Origin of the sequence: Marinobacter litoralis (assembly GCF_016427555.1) — a bacterium.
GTDB lineage: Bacteria > Pseudomonadota > Gammaproteobacteria > Pseudomonadales > Oleiphilaceae > Marinobacter > Marinobacter litoralis_A.
The window spans coordinates 359,022-379,618 of sequence record NZ_JAELVS010000002.1; the positions used below are offsets into that span (position 1 = coordinate 359,022).

The window sequence follows — 20,597 nt, forward strand, 5'->3', positions numbered from 1 at the left end:
GCTGCGTGGATCACACTGTTATTTGTGATTCCGATAATAATGGAAAATTTCCGTCAACGAACGTTTGGGCTCGAAATTGAATTCTTTGGCGAATGTTCTGCCATCGATGACGACAGGGTATTTAAAAAACGCCAGAAGATAGTGCGGAAAGCTCCGAAGCTTGAGAATCCGTGCGATGGTTTTCGGTAGCACCGGCGGAACTGAAACAATGGGGATGCGGGTGCAGCCACAAAGCTTCAAGGCCTGTTGGTAGGCAACCCAGTCATGCGGGGCTACGTTGAACACACCTTTTGTGGTTTTCTGCCACGTCAGTGTGATGGCATCGGCCATATCGTCAATATGAATGAATTGCATCATTGGTGAAAAACCTGCCAGAACCGGTGCCGCCTTGCTGCTGAGCAGCCGGCTCATGGTATTGCGCACACCGGGGCCAACAATGTTGCAGGCTCGCAAAATGGTCACGTTCAGTTCGGGGTAGCGCCACAAATACAGGTTGGCCAGGTTTTCCAGTTCCACCGAATCGACCAAATCTGCGCTCAGGCCTGCGCTCTTCAGAGGTGCGGATTCATCGATCAGTGCGGGGTTGTAGGCCACCGCGCCATATACGTGATAAGTGGATAAGACAATAACCCGCTTAACGCCGTATTTTTGGGACAAGTCCAGCAGCTTTTGGGTGCCCAGAACGTTGGCATTGTATCGGCGCATTCGGGTGAGTTCGCTCGATTGCACCCGGCCCAGATGAATCACGCCATCAAACTGGTATCGGCGGAACAAATCTTCAAAAACGCGTTTATTGAAGTCGATGCAGTAGCTGGGTATGGAATCGCCCAAATCGACTTTTTCGCGGAAATCCACAGCGACCAGATCGCAGGTGGCACTCAATCGGTTGATGACCTGCTGCGCCAGTGTGCCCGCAGCGCCGGTAACAAGAATTTGTGGTCTGGTTTTTTTTGACATCAGAACAGCCTTTTTCTCTCGGTCAGACCTTTATTAATGAGTCGGTTAATCTCTGATTTAACGGCTTCGACCCGCTCGGTGACTTGTTCTTCCGGAATTTCGTTGCTGTCGAAATACATCGGCTTGCCGAAATTAAGATGCACTTTTGCGGGTAAAACGAAGGGCAGGGCTACAGGCGCGTAAGGCACGCCCAGTGCTTTCGCGAGCGGTTTGATGTTGGCAATGGCCGGGATTGTCTCTTCGCAACCAACTACGCCCACCGGCACGATAGGCGCGTTGTACTTCATGGCTAGGTGCATGAAGCCGTTGCCGAAGCGTTGAAGTTGGTACCGGTCCTTGTAGAGTTTTCCGGACCCGCGGACGCCTTCCGGGAACACAATAATCGCTTCATCGTTTTCGAGCATTTTGGCGCAATTGATGGGGTCGCCGAGAACCGCTCCTACTTCATTCAGCATATTGCCCAGCCATGGCACAGTCGGGAAGAAGCGTTCAATCATTGCTCGTGGCAAGCGAGGGTTCACCTCGCGATTTGCCAGCGCATGGCCAACGAGAATGCCATCCAGGGGAAGCTGGCCTGAGTGGTTACCGATGATTAAAACCGGACCTTCGGCAGGTATGTTTTCGATGCCACTGGTTTCAACGCGAAAGTACTTTTCGTAAAGGTGGCGGGTAAGGGTCATCCCGAATTTGACCGAATCGTTGTTGTAGCCCCAAGGGTCATACCCCAAGGTTCCAATTGGCTTTTTGATGCGGTCAATTTGGCTGTTTACATCCGCAGAAGACAATTTCGATCTGATAAATGACGCCAGGCCCATACCTGCTCCCTGTGTTGAATCCCGGTGCATGCTGGCGGTTAGAAAATTATTAATTATCCCCGCTCAATCAATACGCCCAATGTGTGGCTCTGGCCGGTATTTAATACTCGATAGTCGCCTGCCGCATTGGCCGTTTCGACACACAGCATGTTCCTCCAGCCAGTCTCAGGGAAATCAGAAAGTCGTTGGGATTTTGCAGGGCCTGGGTTCCAGACGACGGTTGAGTCACTGCCGAAACCGATGAGTTTGGTTCGCCGCTCCGGCGTTGCTGCGATCAATACGTCGCCGGATTCATAAATGCGATCGGTTTCTCCGTCGAAATAAACCGGGCCATCCTGAGTGGCGTACTCCCAGTTTTCTAAAGTATCAATGTATTGACTGTTGCCGAGGCCGAGAAGCCGGGTGTGAGTGATGTCCGGTGTAGGTAGATAGGTATGTAGGGCCTGGCTCAAGGCTAGGGGGTCTTGGCCAAGGTTGGTTGTAGTGAGTGCGATTTGGCAGCCGCGCAGTGAAAAATGGAATGTGATCAGCGCCAAGGCATGCCCTTCCCATGCGCCGGAAAACTCGGTGCCTGTGTTCAGCGACAGGCTGATTTCCACTTCGTGCGCGCTTTCACTCACATCTTCCAGTTGCCAAAGCGCTGTGCGCGCAAAGCCGTGCGCAGACGGCGTTTTTATGTTGGCTCGGATCGCCGGTGGGTTTCGGGCCGGGTCGCCAAACCAGGGCCAGCAGATGGGAACTCCGCCCCTGATAGCACGGCCTGGCTGGAATCGTGCGAGTTCGCTTAGCCATAGCCAGTTAGCTTCGTTGGTGTGGGAGAAGTGAACCAGGTGTGCTCCCTGAAGTGTAATTGCTGCTTCAAACAGCGGGTGCTGAACTTCGAGAGCTTCCAGTTGCCCGATGGTTTTCCAGCGAGTGAAAGACCATTGGCCGGGTGCCAAAGTAGTAGAAGGTTTGTCACTGCGTTCTGACATGCTGATGCCGTTTTTTTAGGTGCATTTGCGTACTATCAGGTTAAAATAAAAGCGCCAATTCGGCGACTTTAGTCATACAATATCCCAAATTACCGGAGCGCTGTTAATGGATTCAGATGTGACCAAAGGTGTCGTAGTGCCGTTGCTTGAACCGCGCCTTGAGCGGGGTGGTGAGGTGATGGATCGGTTGGCCGGAGATGAGCCGAAAAGCGTGGGAGACGCTTCGTCGGTGCAGTCTCTGGTGGACGATGCCTGGCTCGATGAGTTGGCCGATGCGCTGGCCGGCGCAGGGTGGCTGGAGTGCGACCTTGCGTCGCGATTGCCAGTGGGTTTGCTGCGCGATTTAAAGCGTGAGGTTGAGATCCTCGACAAAACGGAGGCCATGACTCGCGCTGGCATTGGGCGGGGCGCTGATCTGCTGAAAGATCGTAGTGTGCGGCGCGATAAAATTGTCTGGATGGATGGTGCCAGTGCACCACAGGCGGCTCTGTTTAGTTTTTTTGAGCAAGTGCGTGAGGGGTTGAATCGCCGGTTGTTTTTAAGTTTGAAGAGGCAGGAGGCTCATTACTCCACCTATCAGTCGGGCGATTTCTACAAGAAGCATGTTGACAGCTTTCAGGGCAGGGCATCCCGGATGATCAGCCTGGTGCTCTATCTGAACGATGACTGGGGAATCGAAGACGGCGGGGAGCTGCGTATATTCGATGCGGTTGATCAGGAGACGCCAATAGGCTTGTTGAGGCCGGAAAGCGGTCGTGCCGCGTTTTTTCTGAGTGAAGCCATACCTCACGAAGTGCTACCCGCGAGGCGCACTCGATACAGTATTGCCTGTTGGTTTCGACAAGACGAAGTGCCTTTGCCGCTTTAGGGCGTTGTAGTCCCTGTAACTCTCTGATACTATTTGCGCCGCTTTCAGGGAAATGTTCTGAAACGCCGTTATGGTGGCCCCATTGGTGCCTCCGCAACATGAAGCCGTGAACCCGGTCAGGCCCGGAAGGGAGCAGCCGAAGCGGTGGAATTGTGTGCCGGAGAATTGCTGGTGGGGTCACCCCCAATTTCCTTCCTGTTGTTACTGCTGTCATCAAGCTTTTGGCCTCTTAAGACCTTATTGTCTGTTCGTTGTTGTGACGATGTTCGCTAATTGAAGTGCGTTTGTACGTTATGTTGGCGCTGTTCGATATGTTGCATTCTGAACTAAAACAATAAAACAGGTGATGAAATGGCACGTTCAAATCGAAAGCTGGCCGTCGTGGCTGGTGCCCTCGCTATTGGTTTGTCTTCTCAATCTGCTACTGCCGGATGGTTCGATTGGTTGTTCGGGAAAAGTGCAGATACCTACACCCAAACCGAGCATCCGATTGTACTGGTGCACGGGTTGTCTGGCTTTAATAAGCTGCTCGGTTTCGTTGAATATTTTAACGGCATTCCTGAAGCCCTGACGGAAAGTGGCGCTGAAGTTTTCGTGCCCCAGGTGTCTGCCGCCAATTCCTCGGAAGTGCGTGGTGAGCAGTTGTTGGCTCAGATTGAGGAATATATGGCAGTGACGGGTGCCGAAAAGGTGCATCTGATTGGACACAGTCATGGTGGCCCGACAATCCGTTACGTAGCCGGTGTTCGGCCAGATCTTGTGGCTTCTGTTTCCAGTGTTGGTGGTGTTAACTGGGGCACACCGGTAGCGGACTTGGCTAACAATGGCGCATTGGACGGCCTTGGAAACTTTTTCTTCGGGTTGATCGATACCTTCTCGGGTGGCGGTGGTCTGCCTCAGGATACCGGGGCAGCGATCGCATCCCTCAGTACGGAAGGGTCGCTTGCATTTAACGCCCAATTCCCGGCCGGCCTGCCGTCAAGCTACTGCGGGAACGATGGTGAAGAAGTTGTTGATGGTGTGCGTTATTACTCGTGGGGTGGCAACAAAGTCTGGACCAACGTTCTGGATGCCAGTGACGCACTACTTTTAACGTTGAAGCCGGCGTTTGACGAGCCGACCGATGGTTTGGTGCCTGCGTGCAGTATGAAGGTGGGGCGGGTGTTGGGGGTTGATTATGCTCATAACCATCTTGATCAAGTGAACCAATTGTTCGGCTTGGTTGGGCGCAACGCGGCCGATCCGGTTCAACTCTATCGGCAGCAGGCCAATCGCCTCAAAAATCTCGGACTCTGATTTTGTGTTCACACTGAGCGGGCCGCAATGGCCCGCCATCGAGGTGGTTCATGAGTAAGCGTTACATCGTTGTTTGTTTTGGTGTACTGCTCTTTGTTGTTTCGTGTACCGGGTTGTTTTATTGGTACGCGGATACCGAGCTTAGCGAAACCCCACGCGCGGCTTCCGCAGCTCAAAACCCTTTTTCAGCCCGCCACCCCCAGAATTCGGTTTCTCCATTCAACTCATCCGATCAAGCACTGGCACTTCCAGCTTTGCCAAGAGACGAGCGCGTTGCTGATATCCAGATCGATGGTGCGGTTCGTGTCGATATGAACGGTAATCTGGTGCTAGATCGGCACCTCCGCCGTTTTATGGATTTTTTTATTGGCTTAGCGCCGGGGCCTGAGCACGAGCCGGCCATGAAGCTTCGTATGCAAGCTGTAATGGAAAAAAACGGCGTGCCGAGCGCGGTGCAGGCGGAGGTGCTTGGTATTCTCGATCAATACCTCGCCTATCGGGAGGCGTCGGAGCAGATAGAGCTCCAGTCGGTATCCGGTTCGGAGGATATTTATGCCGCGTTTGATGCGGTGCATCGTATGCGCAGAAAATATCTGGGGTCTGATGTGGCTGAAGGCTTTTACGGCGCTGAGGAGCGCCGCCTGCGTTTGGCATTAGATCGCCAGCGTGTGATGGCTGACGAGAATTTAAGCGCAAACGAAAAGAAACGGGCGTTGGCTCAGATCGATCAGCAGCTCCCGGAGCACGTTCGAAAATCGAAAGAAACTTCCAGAACCGTTGTTAGTACCGTTCAGCGTGTACAGCAGTTGCGCCAGTCGGGTGCGAGTGAGGTAGAGGTGCGAGCTTTGCGGTTGCAGCGGTATGGAGCCGAAGCAACGGCCAGGCTGGAAGGGCTGGATATGAAGCGGCAGCAGTGGCAAAAACGGGTTGCAGACTACCAGCGGCGCAAGCAAGTGGTCATGCAAAGTGAAGGTTTGGCGCCACAGGACCGAAGCGAGGCGCTTCAGTTATTGAGGGAATCGATGTTCGAAGAGCACGAATTGCGCCGTATTCGTGCTTTGGACAAGATGGCAGAAACGTCAGGCTAGCGTGATCATCCTTCTTCTGGCAACGGGTCCATGCTATTGTTAAGCCCTGATTTCAGAGCAGTTGGCGGATCATGAGCTACCAGGTTTTAGCCCGAAAATGGCGCCCCCGTACCTTTGAAGATATGGTGGGGCAAGAGCATGTGCTGCAAGCACTTGTACACGCATTGGAGCATCAGCGGCTCCATCATGCCTATCTGTTTACCGGTACCCGAGGTGTTGGTAAAACCACTATTGGCCGTTTGTTGGCCCGTTGCCTGAATTGCGAGACGGGTATTACAGCCAATCCGTGTGGCGAGTGCGGTAGTTGCAAAGAGATCCTGGATGGGCGGTTCGTCGATCTGATCGAAATAGACGCAGCCTCCCGTACCGGGGTGGACGACATGCGTGAACTGACCGATAACGTTCAGTATGCTCCCACCCGCGGCCGCTACAAAGTGTACCTCATCGATGAGGTGCACATGCTCACTAACCAGTCGTTTAACGCTTTCCTGAAAACGCTGGAAGAGCCCCCCGAGCACGTGAAATTCCTGTTGGCGACGACCGACCCGCAAAAGTTGCCGGTTACTGTGTTGTCTCGCTGCTTACAATTCAACCTCAAACGCATGACCCCCGAGCATATTGTGGGGCATTTGCAGAAGGTGTTGGCGGAAGAGCAGATTCCCTTCGAGGATCCCGCATTGTGGTTATTGGCGCGCGCAGCAGACGGCAGTATGCGGGACGCATTGAGCCTCACCGACCAGGCAATCGCGTTTGGCAACCAGAAGCTGGCGGCCAGTGATGTCAGCACTATGTTGGGTACGATCGATCAGCAAGATATCGAGCGCATTGTTGATGCGCTGGTCGAACGGGATGGCCCCGGATTGCTGGCGGAGATCAATCGTATTTCTGATTTCGCGCCGGATTACGACGTTATTCTGGCTGACCTGTTGTCGCTGTTCCATCGCGTCACCATGGAGCAGGTGGTGCCGGGTAGCGCTGACAACGCCATGGGTGATGCCGCCCAGGCCCAGGCGCTGGCGCGCAAGCTCAGTGCCGAAGATGCACAGCTGTTTTATCAAACGGCGTTGATGGGCCGAAAAGATCTTGCCATTACGCCGGATGCCCGGATGGGGTTTGAAATGACCCTTCTGCGCATGCTGGCCTTCCGACCGGGGGTTGATCGAAAAGCGCCGCCGGCGGTGTCGTCGAACGGCAACGAAAGTGCGGGGCGAGCCGAGCCCGAACCGGAGCCTGCCCGAGCACAGGCCGTACCTGCTCAATCTGAGCAATCTGAAGCCCAGCCAGTGCCAGCGGTAAAACCGGACTCAGTGCCGGAACCTCGGCCTGCTCCGCCTTCTGAACCGGTTACGGAACAAACACCGCCTCCGGTAATTGATGATGCACCACCGTGGGACCCTGATCCGAATGAACCGGCGTTCGCATCAGCACCTCAGGAACCGATACCCGTTGCGGTTGCTGAGCCGCCTGTCGCAGAGGCCGGTGAGCCAGAGCCCACGCCCAATGTGGCTCAGTCTGAACCTGAACCGTCGCCCGAGCCTGACCAAGCCAATGCGCTACCCGAAATTGAACTGGCTGCACCAGTCAGCGATGACGGTTTTGTGTGGGAGCGTGATTATCGGACATTGGACATTACCGGTATGCCCGGAAATCTGGCTAGCTACAGTGCCATGGAGCGCGACGGTGAGACGATTGTATTAACGCTGGAAGAAGGTCACGCCCGGCTTCTGAATGAGCGCCATGAAGAAAAAATTCTCAGGGCCTTGAGATCCCGCTTTGGCGACGCCACACAGTTAAAGGTGGAAGAGGGTGAGCCGGGTCCACATACCCCTGCTGCTTTTGAGGAGCGTCAACGGGTTGCTCGCTTGAAGGCGGCGGTGGAGTCAATTCGAAAGGACCCGCTGGTACAGAACATTGTTGAACGGTTTGAAGGGCGGGTTGTCGAAGAAAGTATCCGCCCCATAGAGACAGGTAGGAGATAATCGCATGATGAATAATATGGGCGATCTGATGAAAAAGGCCCAGCAGATGCAAGAGCAAATGCAAAAGGCCCAGGAAGAAGCAGCCAAAGCAGAGGTTACGGGTGAATCCGGTGCCGGTATGGTCAAAGTGACCATGAATGGCCGTCACGATGTTCGTAAAGTGGATATCGACCCTTCGCTGCTGTCTGAAGACAAAGAAATTCTGGAAGATCTGCTGGCGGCCGCGGTCAACGATGCGGTGCGTAGGGTAGAAGCGAACCAGAAAGACAAAATGTCCGGTTTGATGTCGGGTATGGGTATGCCGCCTGGGTTCAAAATGCCGTTCTGAACCTGCGCGGTCTAGTTGTTGTTTGAGGAGTATGCATGGCATTCAGCCCGATGGTTGATGAATTGGTGGAGTCTCTTCGCTGTTTGCCCGGAGTGGGCCAGAAGACCGCGCAGCGTATGGCTTTTCATTTGCTCGAGCGTGGCCGGTCGGGGGGTGTTCGTTTAGCCGGTGCCTTGAATCAGGCAATGGATAACGTTCGTCGTTGTGAGAGTTGCCAGAATTTTTCGGATACCGAGATCTGCCAGCTTTGTGCCAAACCCGAGCGCCGAACAGGAACTCTGTGTGTGGTCGAGAGCCCGTCCGATCTGCTGGCGATAGAGCAGGCGGGCGACTATCGCGGCAGTTATTTTGTGCTCATGGGCCATTTGTCTCCCATTGACGGCGTTGGCCCCGAAGAAATCGGAATTGAGCGCCTGTTACAGCGCATTCGTGAAGAGGGTGTGACAGAGCTGATCTTGGCCACCAATCCAACCGTTGAAGGCGAAGCCACAGCCCATTACATTGCTGATCGCTTGGATGGTCAGGACATCTTGATCACCCGTCTCGCGCACGGTATTCCGGTGGGTGGAGAACTGGGTTATGTCGATGGATTTACCCTCACGCATGCCTTCCGGGGCCGTAAACCCCTTTCTGAGTAATTTCAGGTTAATTTATGAATCAAAGCCATACGGGCATACCGGTTCCGCCAGCGCCGGAAACCATTCGCTGGTTGGAAACCCCGGAGCAGCTTGACCAGTGGCTGATCAGTCTTCCCGCCGGTTGTCGGGTCTCGCTCGATACCGAGTTTGAGCGGGTTTCAACGTTTCATCCGATACCCGGCTTGGTTCAGCTAGGTGGCGCCGGTGATTTTTGGTTGCTTGAACCGCATGTAGCGGAAGCGTCAGCCCGCTTTCGGACAATGCTCGCGGATAGCGATCGCCCGAAATTGCTGTATGCGATGAGTGAGGATCTCGAGTTGTTCCGGCACTGGCTGAAAGTTGAACCTGCCGGCCTCCAGGATCTGCAGATCGGCGCTGCGCTCGCCGGTGCGGGTTTCTCCGTAGGCTATGCCCGCCTGGTGGAGTCTTTGTTCGGAGAAACGCTGGATAAATCGGTTACGCGATCGGACTGGCTGTCACGGCCGTTGTCGCCCGAACAACAACGGTACGCTGTGGACGACATCCGATATCTGGAACCGCTGGCGAATTGGGTAACGGAAAAGTTGCGGGAACGGAACCTGGAGCATGCCTTGGCCGAAGAGTCTCGCAGGTTTGCAGACGAAGCCGCTGCGCCGGACGATGTTGATCGGCATTATCTGAAACTTCGCGGTGGCTGGACCTTAACACTAGCCCAACAATCCGTGCTCCAGCGTTTGGCCGCTTGGCGTGAGCTGGAGTGCCACAAGGTTGATCGCCCAAGAAACCGGGTGTTGAGTGATGCTCTGATGATCGCAATCGCAGAGCGGTGCCCCCGCTCGCTGGGCGAGCTGAACGATATCCAGGGCCTACCCGGCGGTATCATAAAACGTTATGGCGAGCATTTGTTGGCACTCGTGCGCGCAGGCAAGGAAGCGGATACTGCGAATTTTGAAAGTATTCAAAGGCCACTCACACGGGACCAGCAAGCGCTCTATAAGCAAGTGAAAAAGTGCTTCAAGAAAGTGGCGGAAGAGTATGATATTCCGCTGGAAATTCTTGCTCCTCGGAAGCGAGCAGAGAAAGTGATTCAAGACCAGACGTTGCGTGGACAGGAATTTTTCGAAGGTTGGCGCACCACACTGTTAGGCCCGGTTGCCGGCGAAATTGAGGAACTTGTGAAACCATGACCAGCCGTGAATTTGTATCGGTGTATCGCAGCACCAAAAAGATGGATACATACATCTTTGTCCCCAGAGGCCAGGATTGGCAGGAGTTACCGGAGGCGCTTCGGTCTATTTTCGGCCAACCTGCCCACGCGATGGATCTTCTGCTGACACCCGAAAAGCAGTTGGCCCGAACAACGGGAAAAGAAGTGTTGGATGCCCTGAAAGATAAGGGGTTCTTCCTGCAAATGCCGGAAGAGCAGGACACCTACATCGTCGATTTCAAACGCAAGGTAGAGCAGCATAAAAAATGAGCGCCCAGATCCCGTTCTGGCAGCGAAAACGCCTGCAGGAAATGACACCGGCAGAGTGGGAATCTTTGTGCGACGGGTGTGGCCAGTGCTGCCTCCAGAAGCTCGAAGATGAAGATACCGGTGACGTGTACCACACGGACCTGGTTTGCCGGTGTATGAACATCGAAAACGGCCAATGCACGGTCTATTCTCAAAGGTCGGATGTGGTTCCGGAATGCACGGTGTTAACGCCAGATACCATTGCTGAGTATTCTTGGTTACCGCATACCTGTGCTTATCGAACGCTTGCCGAAGGCCGTCCTCTTGCAGATTGGCATCCGCTTCGGTCGGGTGATCCGGATTCGGTGCGCAAAGCGGGATTGTCCATTCAGGGTAGAGTAACCTCCGAAGGCGATGTGCCGGAAGAGGAATGGGAAGAACATATTATTCACTGGGTTATCTAATGATTGATGCAGATGCTTCTTTGGCATACGCCATTTTCTGGGGCGCGTACGCCGCCGCTTTCATCGTGCTGTTTTATATGATGAAGGCGTTGTTCCGGTTTTTGCCGTTCTATGGTTTTCGAACACTTTTGCTGGCGGCACTGACAGTTTTAGTACTCACTCCGGTTGAATCCCCTGATCTTGCAGGTTGGTGGATCCCCGCATGGCTATACGCGGGCTACGAACTGGTTCTTGGCGACATCGATGCCGCGGGCGTCGCTCTTTTTAATTTCGGTTTGGCCGCCGCGGTGATGTTGTTGGTATGGATACTTGATCTTGTCCGATACCGTCTAGTGACTAAATAACCCCAAAAAAACGATCCGAATAATAACTGGTGGGCGACCGTGAAAAGTATTCGTTTAGGCTGGCTTTTTATTGCTGTCTTTTCTGTCTTGATACCATGGCAGGTGTCCGTAGCTGAACAAGCCAGCGGTTCACAGCCTATCGATGTGCGTGTCGTGGTCGATATTTCCGGTTCAATGAAAGAGACCGACCCGGACAATCTTCGTCGCCCAGCCGTCAGGCTGTTGGCGGGGCTGCTTCCCGATGGGGCGGGCGCCGGAGTTTGGACTTTCGGCCAGTACGTGAACATGCTCGTTCCCCACGATTCCGTGGATGATGCATGGCGCGAAGCGGCGGTTGAGCGTTCGGCGCAAATCAATTCCGTTGCTTTGCACACCAATCTGGGGCTGGCGATAGAGAAAGCCAGTAATGACTGGTTGTCCGGCGGTACTCTTGAAAACACGCACCTGATCTTGTTGAGTGACGGCAAAGTGGATATTCCTGCCGGCGAGGCGGCCAGCCGTGCCGAGGAAGCCCGAATTCTTGAAACCATGCTGCCTGCCTTGAAGTCGAATGGCTTAACCGTGCATACGGTGGGATTATCGGAATTCGCCGACGTTTCGTTTCTCCGTACCTTGGCAGATGAAACCGGGGGCACCTTCAGATTGGCGCGTTCGGCAGAGGCCTTGAACCTCGCATTCGCCGAGGCTCTGAACGCTTTGGCCCCGCAGGCGCAAATCCCACTGGAAGGAAATCAGTTCACCGTTGATGAGGGCGTAGAAGAATTTACCGCGCTGATCTTTACCGGCGGCCCGTCTTCGGAGCAGAGTCAGCTTCGCCTGGCCATGCCCGGCGGTGAACTGTTTGCCGTCTCAGAAGCACCCGGAGGCGTTCGCTGGTTGGCAGAACCGGGGTACGACCTGATTACAGTCACAGACCCTCAGCCGGGGGAATGGAAGATTGAAGGTGAGCTGGGGCAGGGGAGCCGGGTCACTGTGGTGAGCAATCTGAGGATGGTCGTCGGCCCGATTCCGGCGCAATTCAGCAAGGAAGAACCGCTAGAGATAGAGATCGCTTTTTATGAGGGCGACCAGCTGCTGAACGATCCGAACTTTCTGGATGTGATCGATGTAACTCTCTCTCTTAGTGCGGGTAATCGCCGCAAGGGATCGAAGGTGCTTTCCTCGGGGCCCCCACCGGAGGATGGAGTGTACCGTGACACGCTGAAGCAGCTTTCGAAGGCAGGTGTTTATCGCGTTGACGTAGTGGCCGATGGTGGAACCTTTGCGCGTAAGTTCAGCGCCGAAACCACGTTTGTTGTTCCCGGTGAAGAGCCGGCTGTTGCGGTGGTGTCGGAGCCTCTGGTTCCGGATTTGAGCCAACCTTTAGAACCCATGTCACTTGATGGCGAGGATGCCACCAACACTTCAGTGCCCGAAACCGTTGAGAATCCTGAGCCTGAGTCAGCTCAGGCAATGCAACCGGCCACAGAACCCGGTACGCAACGTGAAGTGGCGGAAGTCAGCGAAGAGCCGCTGCCGCAGCCAAACCAGCAGAATGCCCCCGAAACCAAAGACCAACCGATCCATGAACCCGAAAAAGGGACGCTCTGGGGAATCCCGGTTTGGATGTTGGGTGCAATTGCGGCCCTGATCGTTATCATTGTGGGAGCCGTATTCTTTATATTGGCTCGAAAACGGGAGCAGAGTGAACCGGAAGAAGCGCTTCCTGTTCTTGAAGAAACTGTTCCAGAGCCAGAGCCAGAGCCAGAAGATGTGCCCGAATTGGTGCCTGAGCCTGAGCTAGATGCGGAAGAAATTCCCGAGGTCACCGAAACCATCGAGTCAGAGCCGAAGTCATTCGATGACGACACCGAAGAATTTGGTTTAGAAGATTTTGATCTGTCAGAATTCGACGATCTGCCCGAAGACAAAACCAAAAAAGATTAAGTTTTAAAGTAACTAACAGGAATTAGACACATGAAGTTTACCGGTACCGAAAAATACGTAGCCACCGATGACCTGCAAATGGCCGTTAACGCAGCCATTTCGCTCCAGCGCCCGTTGCTGATCAAAGGCGAGCCCGGCACCGGCAAAACCTTGTTGGCGGAAGAAATGGCGGCGTCTCTGGGAATGAAGCTGATTCCCTGGCACATCAAATCGACCACCAAAGCCCAGCAAGGGTTGTATGAGTATGATGCGGTTTCGCGTCTGCGGGATTCACAACTTGGTGACGAAAAAGTAAAAGATATTCGTAACTACATCGTTAAAGGCAAGTTGTGGGAAGCCTTCGAGTCGGAAGAGCAAGTGATTCTGCTGATCGACGAAATTGACAAGGCAGACATCGAGTTCCCGAACGACTTGCTGTTAGAGCTCGATCGCATGGAGTTCTTTGTTTATGAAACCCAGGAGTTCATCAAAGCAAAGCATCGTCCGATCATTGTGATCACCAGTAACAATGAAAAAGAGCTGCCGGATGCGTTCCTGCGCCGCTGCTTTTTCCACTACATCAGCTTCCCGGATCATGACACCATGAAAGACATTGTGGATGTTCATTTCCCGGGCCTGCAGCAGCAAGTGGTGCGCGACGCTCTAGAAGTATTTTTTGATGTCCGAAAAGTACCCGGCCTGAAGAAAAAGCCGTCTACATCCGAGCTTATCGATTGGCTGAAATTGCTGATGGCCGATGAGCTGTCAGCGAAAGCACTGCAGGAAAAAGACAGCAGCTCTGCGCTGCCACCGCTCTATGGTGCGTTGGTGAAGAACGAACAAGATGTGCATCTGCTGCAGAGGCTCGCGTTCATGGCGCGTCGTCGAAACTGATTGCTGGCAAGAGCATCGTTTTATGTTGATTGATTTTTTTCTCGAAATCCGCCGAGCCAAAGTACCGGCCAGCCTGCGGGAATTTCTGGACCTGCTGGAAGCGATCCAGCAGCGTCTGGCTTTTGCTGACATGGAAGAGTTTTATTATCTCGCCCGTGTTTGTCTGGTTAAGGATGAGCGGCATTTCGACAAGTTTGACCGGGCCTTTAAAGCCTACTTTGACGGTATCGAAAACCTCGACGACCTGCTCGAAGCCCTGATTCCCGATGAGTGGTTGCGGGCTGAGTTCGAGAAGCACCTCAGCGAAGAAGAAAAAGCCAAAATCGAGTCTCTTGGTGGTCTTGAAGAGCTGATCGAAACCTTCAAAAAGCGCATGGAAGAGCAAAAAGAGCGCCATGCGGGAGGTAACAAGTGGGTTGGTACAGGAGGCACATCGCCTTTCGGTGCCAATGGCTATAACCCGGAAGGCTTTCGCATCGGTCAGAAAAATGGCCGTCACGGAAGGGCAGTGAAAGTTTGGGAGAAACGGGGTTACAAGGATCTGGACGACAGTATCACCTTGGGCCTTCGCAACATCAAAGTAGCCTTACGCCGCCTGCGCAAGTTTGCCCGTCAGGGTGCGGCCGACCAACTGGATCTTGATGACACCATCCGGTCAACGGCCCGAAACGCGGGTTATCTGGATCTCAAAATGGTGCCGGAACGGCACAACGCCGTGAAGGTTCTGATTTTTTTCGATGTGGGTGGCTCCATGGACCCGCACATCCGCGTGTGTGAAGAGCTGTTTTCAGCGGCTCGTCTTGAGTTCAAGCATATGGAATATTTTTACTTCCACAACTTCATCTATGAAAGTGTGTGGAAGAACAATATCCGCCGTATGAATGAAACCACCAGCACCTGGGACATTCTTCACAAGTACACGCCCGACTACAAAGTGATCTTCGTCGGCGATGCCACCATGGCGCCTTATGAAGTCACGCACCCCGGCGGTTCTATCGAACACTGGAACGAAGAAGCCGGCGCAACCTGGATGCAGCGCGTGACGGAGCATTTCCATAAAGTGGTTTGGTTGAATCCGTTGCCAGAGAGCTATTGGGGCACTGGAGGCTCCTTGGGTATCACTCGGCAATTAGTGAACGATCACATGTTTCCCTTGACCATCGAAGGCCTTGAGTCGGCCATGAAACAACTAACCAAATAGCTGTTCGATTGGCCATAAAAAAGCCGATGCCTTTCACGGCATCGGCAAAGCTCGGCATATCAAGCGGGTGCAGCCTCATGGCGCGCCCGCAAGCTTGATGGAAGCAGGGTTTAGGCCAGAAACTCTTGATGTACTTGAAAATCAATAGGTTGATGCTTCTTCCTGCCTTCGGGCTTTCGTTCTGAAGGCCCTTTCTCGCCGCAATCTGTCAAATATGTTGACACTTTATTTAGTGCAGGCACGTCAAATGTCCATTTGGTGAAATGGATACCGTTCTTGGTTGTTAGCTGGTGTTACTCTTTATTTCGAATTGTTACGCGGCTGCCGTAATCGTTGCGGCCAGACACCACAGGACAGCTATGTTCGGCAAACAAAAATCACAACTGTGCCGGATTATTGCTCCAAGGATGTTGGAGCGTTGGATATCCGGATTAGTGGCCGTGTTCATGGTGGCCAGTGCTCAAGCTGCGTCACCCGATGCACAACTGGCCCAACTTACCGATAGGGTTGCGCGCCATACGGCTGATGTCCGGGCGGTTGAGCAGCAGCTCTTGCGCCATGCAGACACCCGCGTAACGTTAACCCTTGCAACTACCACACCGGAAACACTGCTGGTCGATTCTCTTGAGATCTATCTCGACGAGCGGCTTGTCGCATCCCCTCGCTACGCAGAGAATGAGCGCGATGGCTTGGCTCAGGGGTACACATTACCGCTGTACCAAGGCCATCTGAGCAGCGGATCTCATCACCTGAAAGCGGTTGTGAATGCTCGTGCGGATAATAACCGGTTCGTGCGTCGTGAGTTTACACACTCGTTTATTAAGCAATCTGCCTTAAAGCACTTGAAGATCACCTTGCGCGCCAAAGCGCCTGAGTTTGAACCGGAAGCGTTGTTCTCTGAAGAAGAGGGTGATTTCGCTTCCACTCCAACTGGTGAACCCGCTCATTCCGATCTGAACGGCGAAGCTAAACAGGCTTCCCGTGAACGCCGAGAACAAGCATTGTTTGAGCAGGCCGAGCGAGAGCGCATCAAAGGCCGAACCGATGCAGCAGGTCGCCATCTGGCAAAAATGGACGAAGGCTATTGGGCGGCGTTAGGTTATCTCAACCTGGCCAATGATTTTGTTCGGGACGACCTGAATTCTACAAGAGCGCTTGTGTCTCTCAGAGTAGCCATGGCCATGGCGGCCAAAGATAGTCATCAAGCACGCCGCAACAACCTCCTTGACCAATTACATCTTCGTGCCGGTTACCTTGCCTTAAAAAGTGATGACCATGACAAAGCCATCAATCTACTGGAAAAAGTACGGCTGGAAAGCTATTACGCGCCCCAGGCCTTGTACCTGCATGGTCTCGCGTTAGCGAACAAAGGCAACCACCGGGCGGCCATGCAAAGCTGGCATCGGGCCAAGAAATTCCCCCTGGCGTTTCCAGGGGTGACAGATGCCTGGATAGGTATGGGTCGCGGTTACGATATGACCGGGTATCCGGGGCAAGCCGGGGAATCCTGGCTGGCGGCAAACGCGGCCTATCAGGGCGAGCGAGTAACGTTGAGGGAGTTGGCCCAGCGCATTAAACAGCACGGTGCTTATAAGGCACTGGTCGAAGATGCCCGCAACACAGGCCCGGAATGGTTCCTGGCGGATAGCCGAACGTTGACCCAGCCCCGAATGGCGTACTTGCTGAGGTTCCTTGAAGCCGAAAACGCACAGGACGCGGTCAGGAAGGTGGCGCTGCTCGATGAAAAAACATCGCAGCTAAATCGCAATGGACATGATCTATCCGTGTTCGTCGTCGCGTTAACCGAATTGCTGAACGGCGGGAACGATGCCGTTTCCATCAAAACCATGCTGTCGGATACGCAAGGTTTAAAGCAACAGATCCATGGATTACTTGCTCTGGTGAATGCGCAGAGAGCCGGCGCAGCGCAAGCATTGGATCGGCTAGCCCTGGACTTTGTCGAGCATCAGTATCAGTTGATGGGGCATGCTCTGGACAAGACGGAACAGCAAATTGCACACCTCTATGAATACCTTGCACTCGAGACACTAGGGGAGGGCACACAATGAAGTTAGCCCTTGTTTCCAAGCGGTTGCTGCTTTTATTCGTGGCTGCCTCTTTTGGGCATGGTAACGCCATTGCTCAGGAATCGTTTCGAGTGGAGTTAGGGAAAGACGGTGAAACCCTGCGCGACATGCGGCCGGTCTTTCTGACGTTTGAAACCCGGCCCTTGCCTGCTATTTCTCCCGCGGAGGTAGCTCGGCGATACCAGAAACTGTTTGAAGATTCCGATGAGCCGGAGGTGCGCATCGACGCCCTGAATCGCCTGAATAACATTCGGGACCGTTCGGGCCAGGATATTGGATTCTCACAAGCCAAAGAAGCTGAAATATACCAAGATATATTAGGCAGTTACGAAAGTATTCTTTCGCGTGGTTCGTTTTCGGGGCGCTTGGACGAATTGCTGTATCAAATGGCAAAAGCGCATTCCCTGACGGGCCAGCACCAGGAATCCATCCAACGTTTGAGGCAATTGGTCGGGCTGTACCCGAAATCGGCACTGGTTCCGGAAGCACGTTTTCGCATCGCGGAAGCCGAGTTTTCCGCCGGCCGATACCGGGAGGCGGAACGTGGGTATCAGGCATTGCTATCGGCTGAGCCCGATTCGGAGCTGGCCACAAAAGCCAGTTACATGATGGGGTGGAGTCAGTTCAAACAAGGTAATTCAGGCTGGGAGCGAGCGGCAACCACGTTTATGACGTTGCTGGACCAACAGCTACCTGATCTCGATTCGAGCCAGCCTCGGCACAATTCCAACCTCGATATGATCGAAGACAGCTTTCGCGTGCTCGCGTTGATGGCTTCTCGAATGGATGATCATCAGACTCTGGCGCATTGGCTCGAGAGGCGAGAGCAATCGTCATGGTTTTACCTGTTGTATGACCGCTTGGCCGACCTGCACGCGGTTGAAGGCCGGTATGCGCAGGCCGTCGCAGTGACCAACGCTTTTGTAGGGCGATATCCTGTTCATGAATCAAAGCCCGATTTTCTGGAGCAGAAAGTCGTGTTTTGGCAAATGGCAGGAGAGCCGGCACGAGCCCGGCAAGCCAAAGCCGGATTCGTGGCGCAGTATTTACTTGAGGAGCCTTACCAGCAACTGCCTGATAACCACCGGCGGCGCTGGCAGAACTATGGCCGGTGGTTGGCGGATTTTTATTACGCTTCCGGTTCAACGTCTCAAGCAGGCGGGAAGCAGGGAGAGGCGAAGCATTCCTGGGCCAAAGCAGCAGAATATTATGAAATGCTAGCCCCCCGCACGGTGACGGAAGGTGAATTAATGCACTTGGCCGGTGATGCCCGATTGCTGGCTGGGCATGACGTGCAAGCGTTATCGAATTTCCGGCGTGCGGCCTACGGAGCCCACTATGAGCGTGCACACGAGGCTGGCTGGGCTGCCATCACGCTGCTCAGAAAGTTGGTCCCGGCTAGAGTTGAGTCTCCACAAACTACCCGGTATCAGGACGCGTTAACTGAGATAAGCTCGGAAGAGCAGCGGTATTCGACGACCTTCGAAGCCGACGATCGGGTGTCGGATTTGCGTGTCGATCTGGCCAACCGCTGGTATGCCTTGGGTGACTATGAGAGTGCACTGGGGTATGCGAAAAAAACGTTGGCTTCGGCGTCGCCAAATACCGAGCAACAGTACGCTGCGTGGCTGGTCATTGCACGTGTGCAGCAACACAAGCGCGAATTTGGTTTGGCCGAGCGAGCATGGCGCCAAGCGCTAACGCTTGCTGAAACGGCAAGCCAGCTATCTGTTTCACCACACGAGCAAAATGACATCCGCCAACAGTTGGCCGCAGCGATTTACAAACAAGGTGAGCAAGCGGCATCAGAAGGTAAGTCGACGTTAGCGGTTGCACACTTTAAACGGGTGATAAATGTACTGCCCGGGTCTGAGCTGGCGATTAAGTCACGTTTTGATGCGGCCAATACCTTCTTGAAGTCTTCGGAATGGCTTGCCGCCATTAACGAGTTGAAGATGTTCCGTAGGGACTACCCAGACCATCCTTTAGCGAAACAAGTTACTGAAAAATTAGTGCATTCCTATCAGCAATCTGACCAGCCATTAAAAGCTGCGAGCGAATTGCTTACCGCTTCATCCCTGTTGTCGGACCCGTGGCCAAATAAGCTGCGTGCCGCAGCGATCTATCACGATGCAGAACAAATTGAACGCCGTAACGAGCTTTATCGCAAGTGGCTTGCCGTGGCCCCAGCTGCGGCGACTGCCAGTGAGCATATGCAGCTGCAAACCATGCGGTATCGACTGATCGAGTCCGGCGTAAACGATCGGGTAACGCTGCAGGAATTGGTGGCTTCGGAATCTCAAAGCCAGTGGCACTCTGAGGAAACCCTGAGGTGGGCCGCGGACGCAGCTTTAAATCTTGGGGCCCGCGCAGCCGATCAGTTTGCGGCCATAGCGCTGGTACATCCTTTGGAAGAAACCCTGGTTCGCAAACAGGCTGCCTTGGAGCGTGCGCAAAATTACTTGCTGGAAGCCGAGGCTTTTGCCGGTGAAACCGTGGCAACAGAGGTTCTCTTCCGGCGAGCTGAACTGTATCGGGTGCTGGCAGCTGACTTAATGGAATCTGAAGTGCCTGCAGAGCTTAACGAGTTGGAAGCCATGCAATACCAGATGCTGCTTGAGGAAGAAGCCTATCCGCTGGAAGAAAAAGCCATGGAGCTGCATACCCGGAATCACCAGAAAATTACCGAGCAAGGATACGACAAGTGGATTGGGCAAAGCCTGGAGGCACTGGCTGCCATGCATCCCGGTCGGTATAACCGTGATTTTCGCTGGATGACCTGGGCAGAGAAGGAGAGCGACGATGTTTAACGGCCCATGCAAATCAGGTCTCTGTCTCTTGGTGGCGCTTGTTGCCATGGTATCTGGCTGTGCAGCGCCAGGTGACCGGGCTGGTTCGAATAAGGGGCCGTCGCAATTACCGCTTGCGTATTCACCTGAGCAGGCCGAGGTTTTTGCTCAAGAGGGCAAGCACGCCTATGACCGTGGCGAGGTTGAAACCGCCATCCAATCCTGGAAGAGCGCGGTTGCGCTCAATCCGGCCGACGCAGCCACGGTCAACAATCTCGCTCTGGTTCTTAAAAACGAACACCGATTCGCTGAGGCTGCGAAGTTTTTGGAGAACGGGCTGGGTGCATCTCCGGAAACCGCCGAATTGCATTACAACCTGGCGGTCATATCCGAGCTCTATCTGCTGCAACTTGAGAAGGCCTTGGCTCACTATAAACGCTACCAACAGCTATCTGGTTCGGAAGACGCAATGGTTGCCGGCTGGATCGTTGATTTGGAACGGAGGCTTCAATAATGGGTTTGGTCGCCAAAGCCG

General features: G+C 53.9%; 19 protein-coding genes and 1 other RNA gene. 17 read left to right on the forward strand and 3 right to left on the reverse strand.

Annotation, left to right across the window (positions count from 1 at the left end; genetic code table 11):
- Positions 1-18: 18 nt before the first annotated feature.
- Genes JAO79_RS09245 through JAO79_RS09255 form a run of 3 tightly spaced genes read right to left on the reverse strand, consistent with a single transcriptional unit; the run spans position 19 to position 2,746 of the window.
- Positions 19-957 (reverse strand): SDR family oxidoreductase, encoded by a 939-nt coding sequence (locus JAO79_RS09245; RefSeq protein WP_199006968.1) that lies wholly within the window; start codon positions 955-957, stop codon positions 19-21.
- Positions 957-1,772 carry a lysophospholipid acyltransferase family protein gene (locus JAO79_RS09250; RefSeq protein ID WP_199006969.1) on the reverse strand — a complete coding sequence of 272 codons (816 nt, stop codon included), beginning with the start codon at positions 1,770-1,772 and terminating at the stop codon, positions 957-959. The genes JAO79_RS09245 and JAO79_RS09250 overlap by 1 nt, the downstream gene beginning before the upstream one ends.
- A gap of 53 nt (positions 1,773-1,825) precedes the next feature.
- Entirely contained in the window at positions 1,826-2,746 is a 921-nt protein-coding gene (locus JAO79_RS09255; protein ID WP_199006970.1) for a D-hexose-6-phosphate mutarotase, read from the reverse strand.
- Between the two features lie 106 nt (positions 2,747-2,852).
- Between JAO79_RS09255 and JAO79_RS09260 the strand changes: the two genes are divergently transcribed.
- The 17 genes from JAO79_RS09260 (at position 2,853) to JAO79_RS09340 (ending at position 20,576) form a co-directional block, all read left to right on the forward strand.
- Positions 2,853-3,614, forward strand: a complete 762-nt coding sequence (locus tag JAO79_RS09260) for a 2OG-Fe(II) oxygenase (protein WP_227664481.1) — start codon at positions 2,853-2,855, stop codon at positions 3,612-3,614.
- 80 nt (positions 3,615-3,694) lie between these two features.
- Positions 3,695-3,791: signal recognition particle sRNA small type (gene ffs / locus JAO79_RS09265), an RNA gene on the forward strand.
- Positions 3,792-3,965: 174 nt separating this feature from the next.
- The gene (locus JAO79_RS09270) at positions 3,966-4,910 is read left to right on the forward strand and encodes an esterase/lipase family protein (RefSeq protein ID WP_199006971.1); all 945 of its coding nucleotides are present in this window, start codon (positions 3,966-3,968) and stop codon (positions 4,908-4,910) included.
- Positions 4,911-4,960: 50 nt separating this feature from the next.
- Positions 4,961-5,998: a lipase secretion chaperone gene (locus tag JAO79_RS09275; protein WP_199006972.1), complete on the forward strand. Its 1,038-nt coding sequence runs from the start codon at positions 4,961-4,963 to the stop codon at positions 5,996-5,998.
- A gap of 71 nt (positions 5,999-6,069) precedes the next feature.
- Positions 6,070-7,977 carry a DNA polymerase III subunit gamma/tau gene (gene dnaX / locus JAO79_RS09280; RefSeq protein ID WP_199006973.1) on the forward strand — a complete coding sequence of 636 codons (1,908 nt, stop codon included), beginning with the start codon at positions 6,070-6,072 and terminating at the stop codon, positions 7,975-7,977.
- A gap of 4 nt (positions 7,978-7,981) precedes the next feature.
- On the forward strand, positions 7,982-8,305 hold the full coding sequence (locus JAO79_RS09285; RefSeq protein ID WP_114333620.1) for a YbaB/EbfC family nucleoid-associated protein: 324 nt from the start codon (positions 7,982-7,984) through the stop codon (positions 8,303-8,305).
- A 35-nt stretch (positions 8,306-8,340) separates the two neighbouring features.
- On the forward strand, positions 8,341-8,943 hold the full coding sequence (gene recR / locus JAO79_RS09290; RefSeq protein WP_199006974.1) for a recombination mediator RecR: 603 nt from the start codon (positions 8,341-8,343) through the stop codon (positions 8,941-8,943).
- A gap of 14 nt (positions 8,944-8,957) precedes the next feature.
- Positions 8,958-10,109: a ribonuclease D gene (locus tag JAO79_RS09295; RefSeq protein WP_199006975.1), complete on the forward strand. Its 1,152-nt coding sequence runs from the start codon at positions 8,958-8,960 to the stop codon at positions 10,107-10,109.
- Positions 10,106-10,399, forward strand: a complete 294-nt coding sequence (locus JAO79_RS09300; protein WP_199006976.1) for a YcgL domain-containing protein — start codon at positions 10,106-10,108, stop codon at positions 10,397-10,399. The genes JAO79_RS09295 and JAO79_RS09300 overlap by 4 nt, the downstream gene beginning before the upstream one ends.
- Complete coding sequence (locus JAO79_RS09305) at positions 10,396-10,842, forward strand: YcgN family cysteine cluster protein (RefSeq protein WP_199006977.1); 447 nt, start codon at positions 10,396-10,398, stop codon at positions 10,840-10,842. Before JAO79_RS09300 ends, JAO79_RS09305 begins: the two co-directional genes overlap by 4 nt.
- Positions 10,842-11,186, forward strand: a complete 345-nt coding sequence (locus tag JAO79_RS09310) for a hypothetical protein (RefSeq protein WP_199006978.1) — start codon at positions 10,842-10,844, stop codon at positions 11,184-11,186. Before JAO79_RS09305 ends, JAO79_RS09310 begins: the two co-directional genes overlap by 1 nt.
- A gap of 102 nt (positions 11,187-11,288) precedes the next feature.
- The gene (locus tag JAO79_RS09315; RefSeq protein ID WP_320158953.1) at positions 11,289-13,112 is read left to right on the forward strand and encodes a vWA domain-containing protein; all 1,824 of its coding nucleotides are present in this window, start codon (positions 11,289-11,291) and stop codon (positions 13,110-13,112) included.
- A 30-nt stretch (positions 13,113-13,142) separates the two neighbouring features.
- Entirely contained in the window at positions 13,143-13,985 is an 843-nt protein-coding gene (locus JAO79_RS09320) for an AAA family ATPase (protein WP_199006979.1), read from the forward strand.
- Positions 13,986-14,007: 22 nt separating this feature from the next.
- Positions 14,008-15,186, forward strand: coding sequence for a vWA domain-containing protein (locus JAO79_RS09325; protein WP_199006980.1), 1,179 nt, complete (start codon positions 14,008-14,010; stop codon positions 15,184-15,186).
- Between the two features lie 359 nt (positions 15,187-15,545).
- Positions 15,546-17,255, forward strand: coding sequence for a hypothetical protein (locus JAO79_RS09330; RefSeq protein ID WP_199006981.1), 1,710 nt, complete (start codon positions 15,546-15,548; stop codon positions 17,253-17,255).
- A complete protein-coding gene (locus JAO79_RS09335) occupies positions 17,252-20,083 on the forward strand; it encodes a tetratricopeptide repeat protein (protein WP_199006982.1) in 2,832 nt (943 codons plus the stop codon). Before JAO79_RS09330 ends, JAO79_RS09335 begins: the two co-directional genes overlap by 4 nt.
- Positions 20,076-20,576: a tetratricopeptide repeat protein gene (locus JAO79_RS09340; protein WP_199006983.1), complete on the forward strand. Its 501-nt coding sequence runs from the start codon at positions 20,076-20,078 to the stop codon at positions 20,574-20,576. Before JAO79_RS09335 ends, JAO79_RS09340 begins: the two co-directional genes overlap by 8 nt.
- Positions 20,577-20,597: the final 21 nt, after the last annotated feature.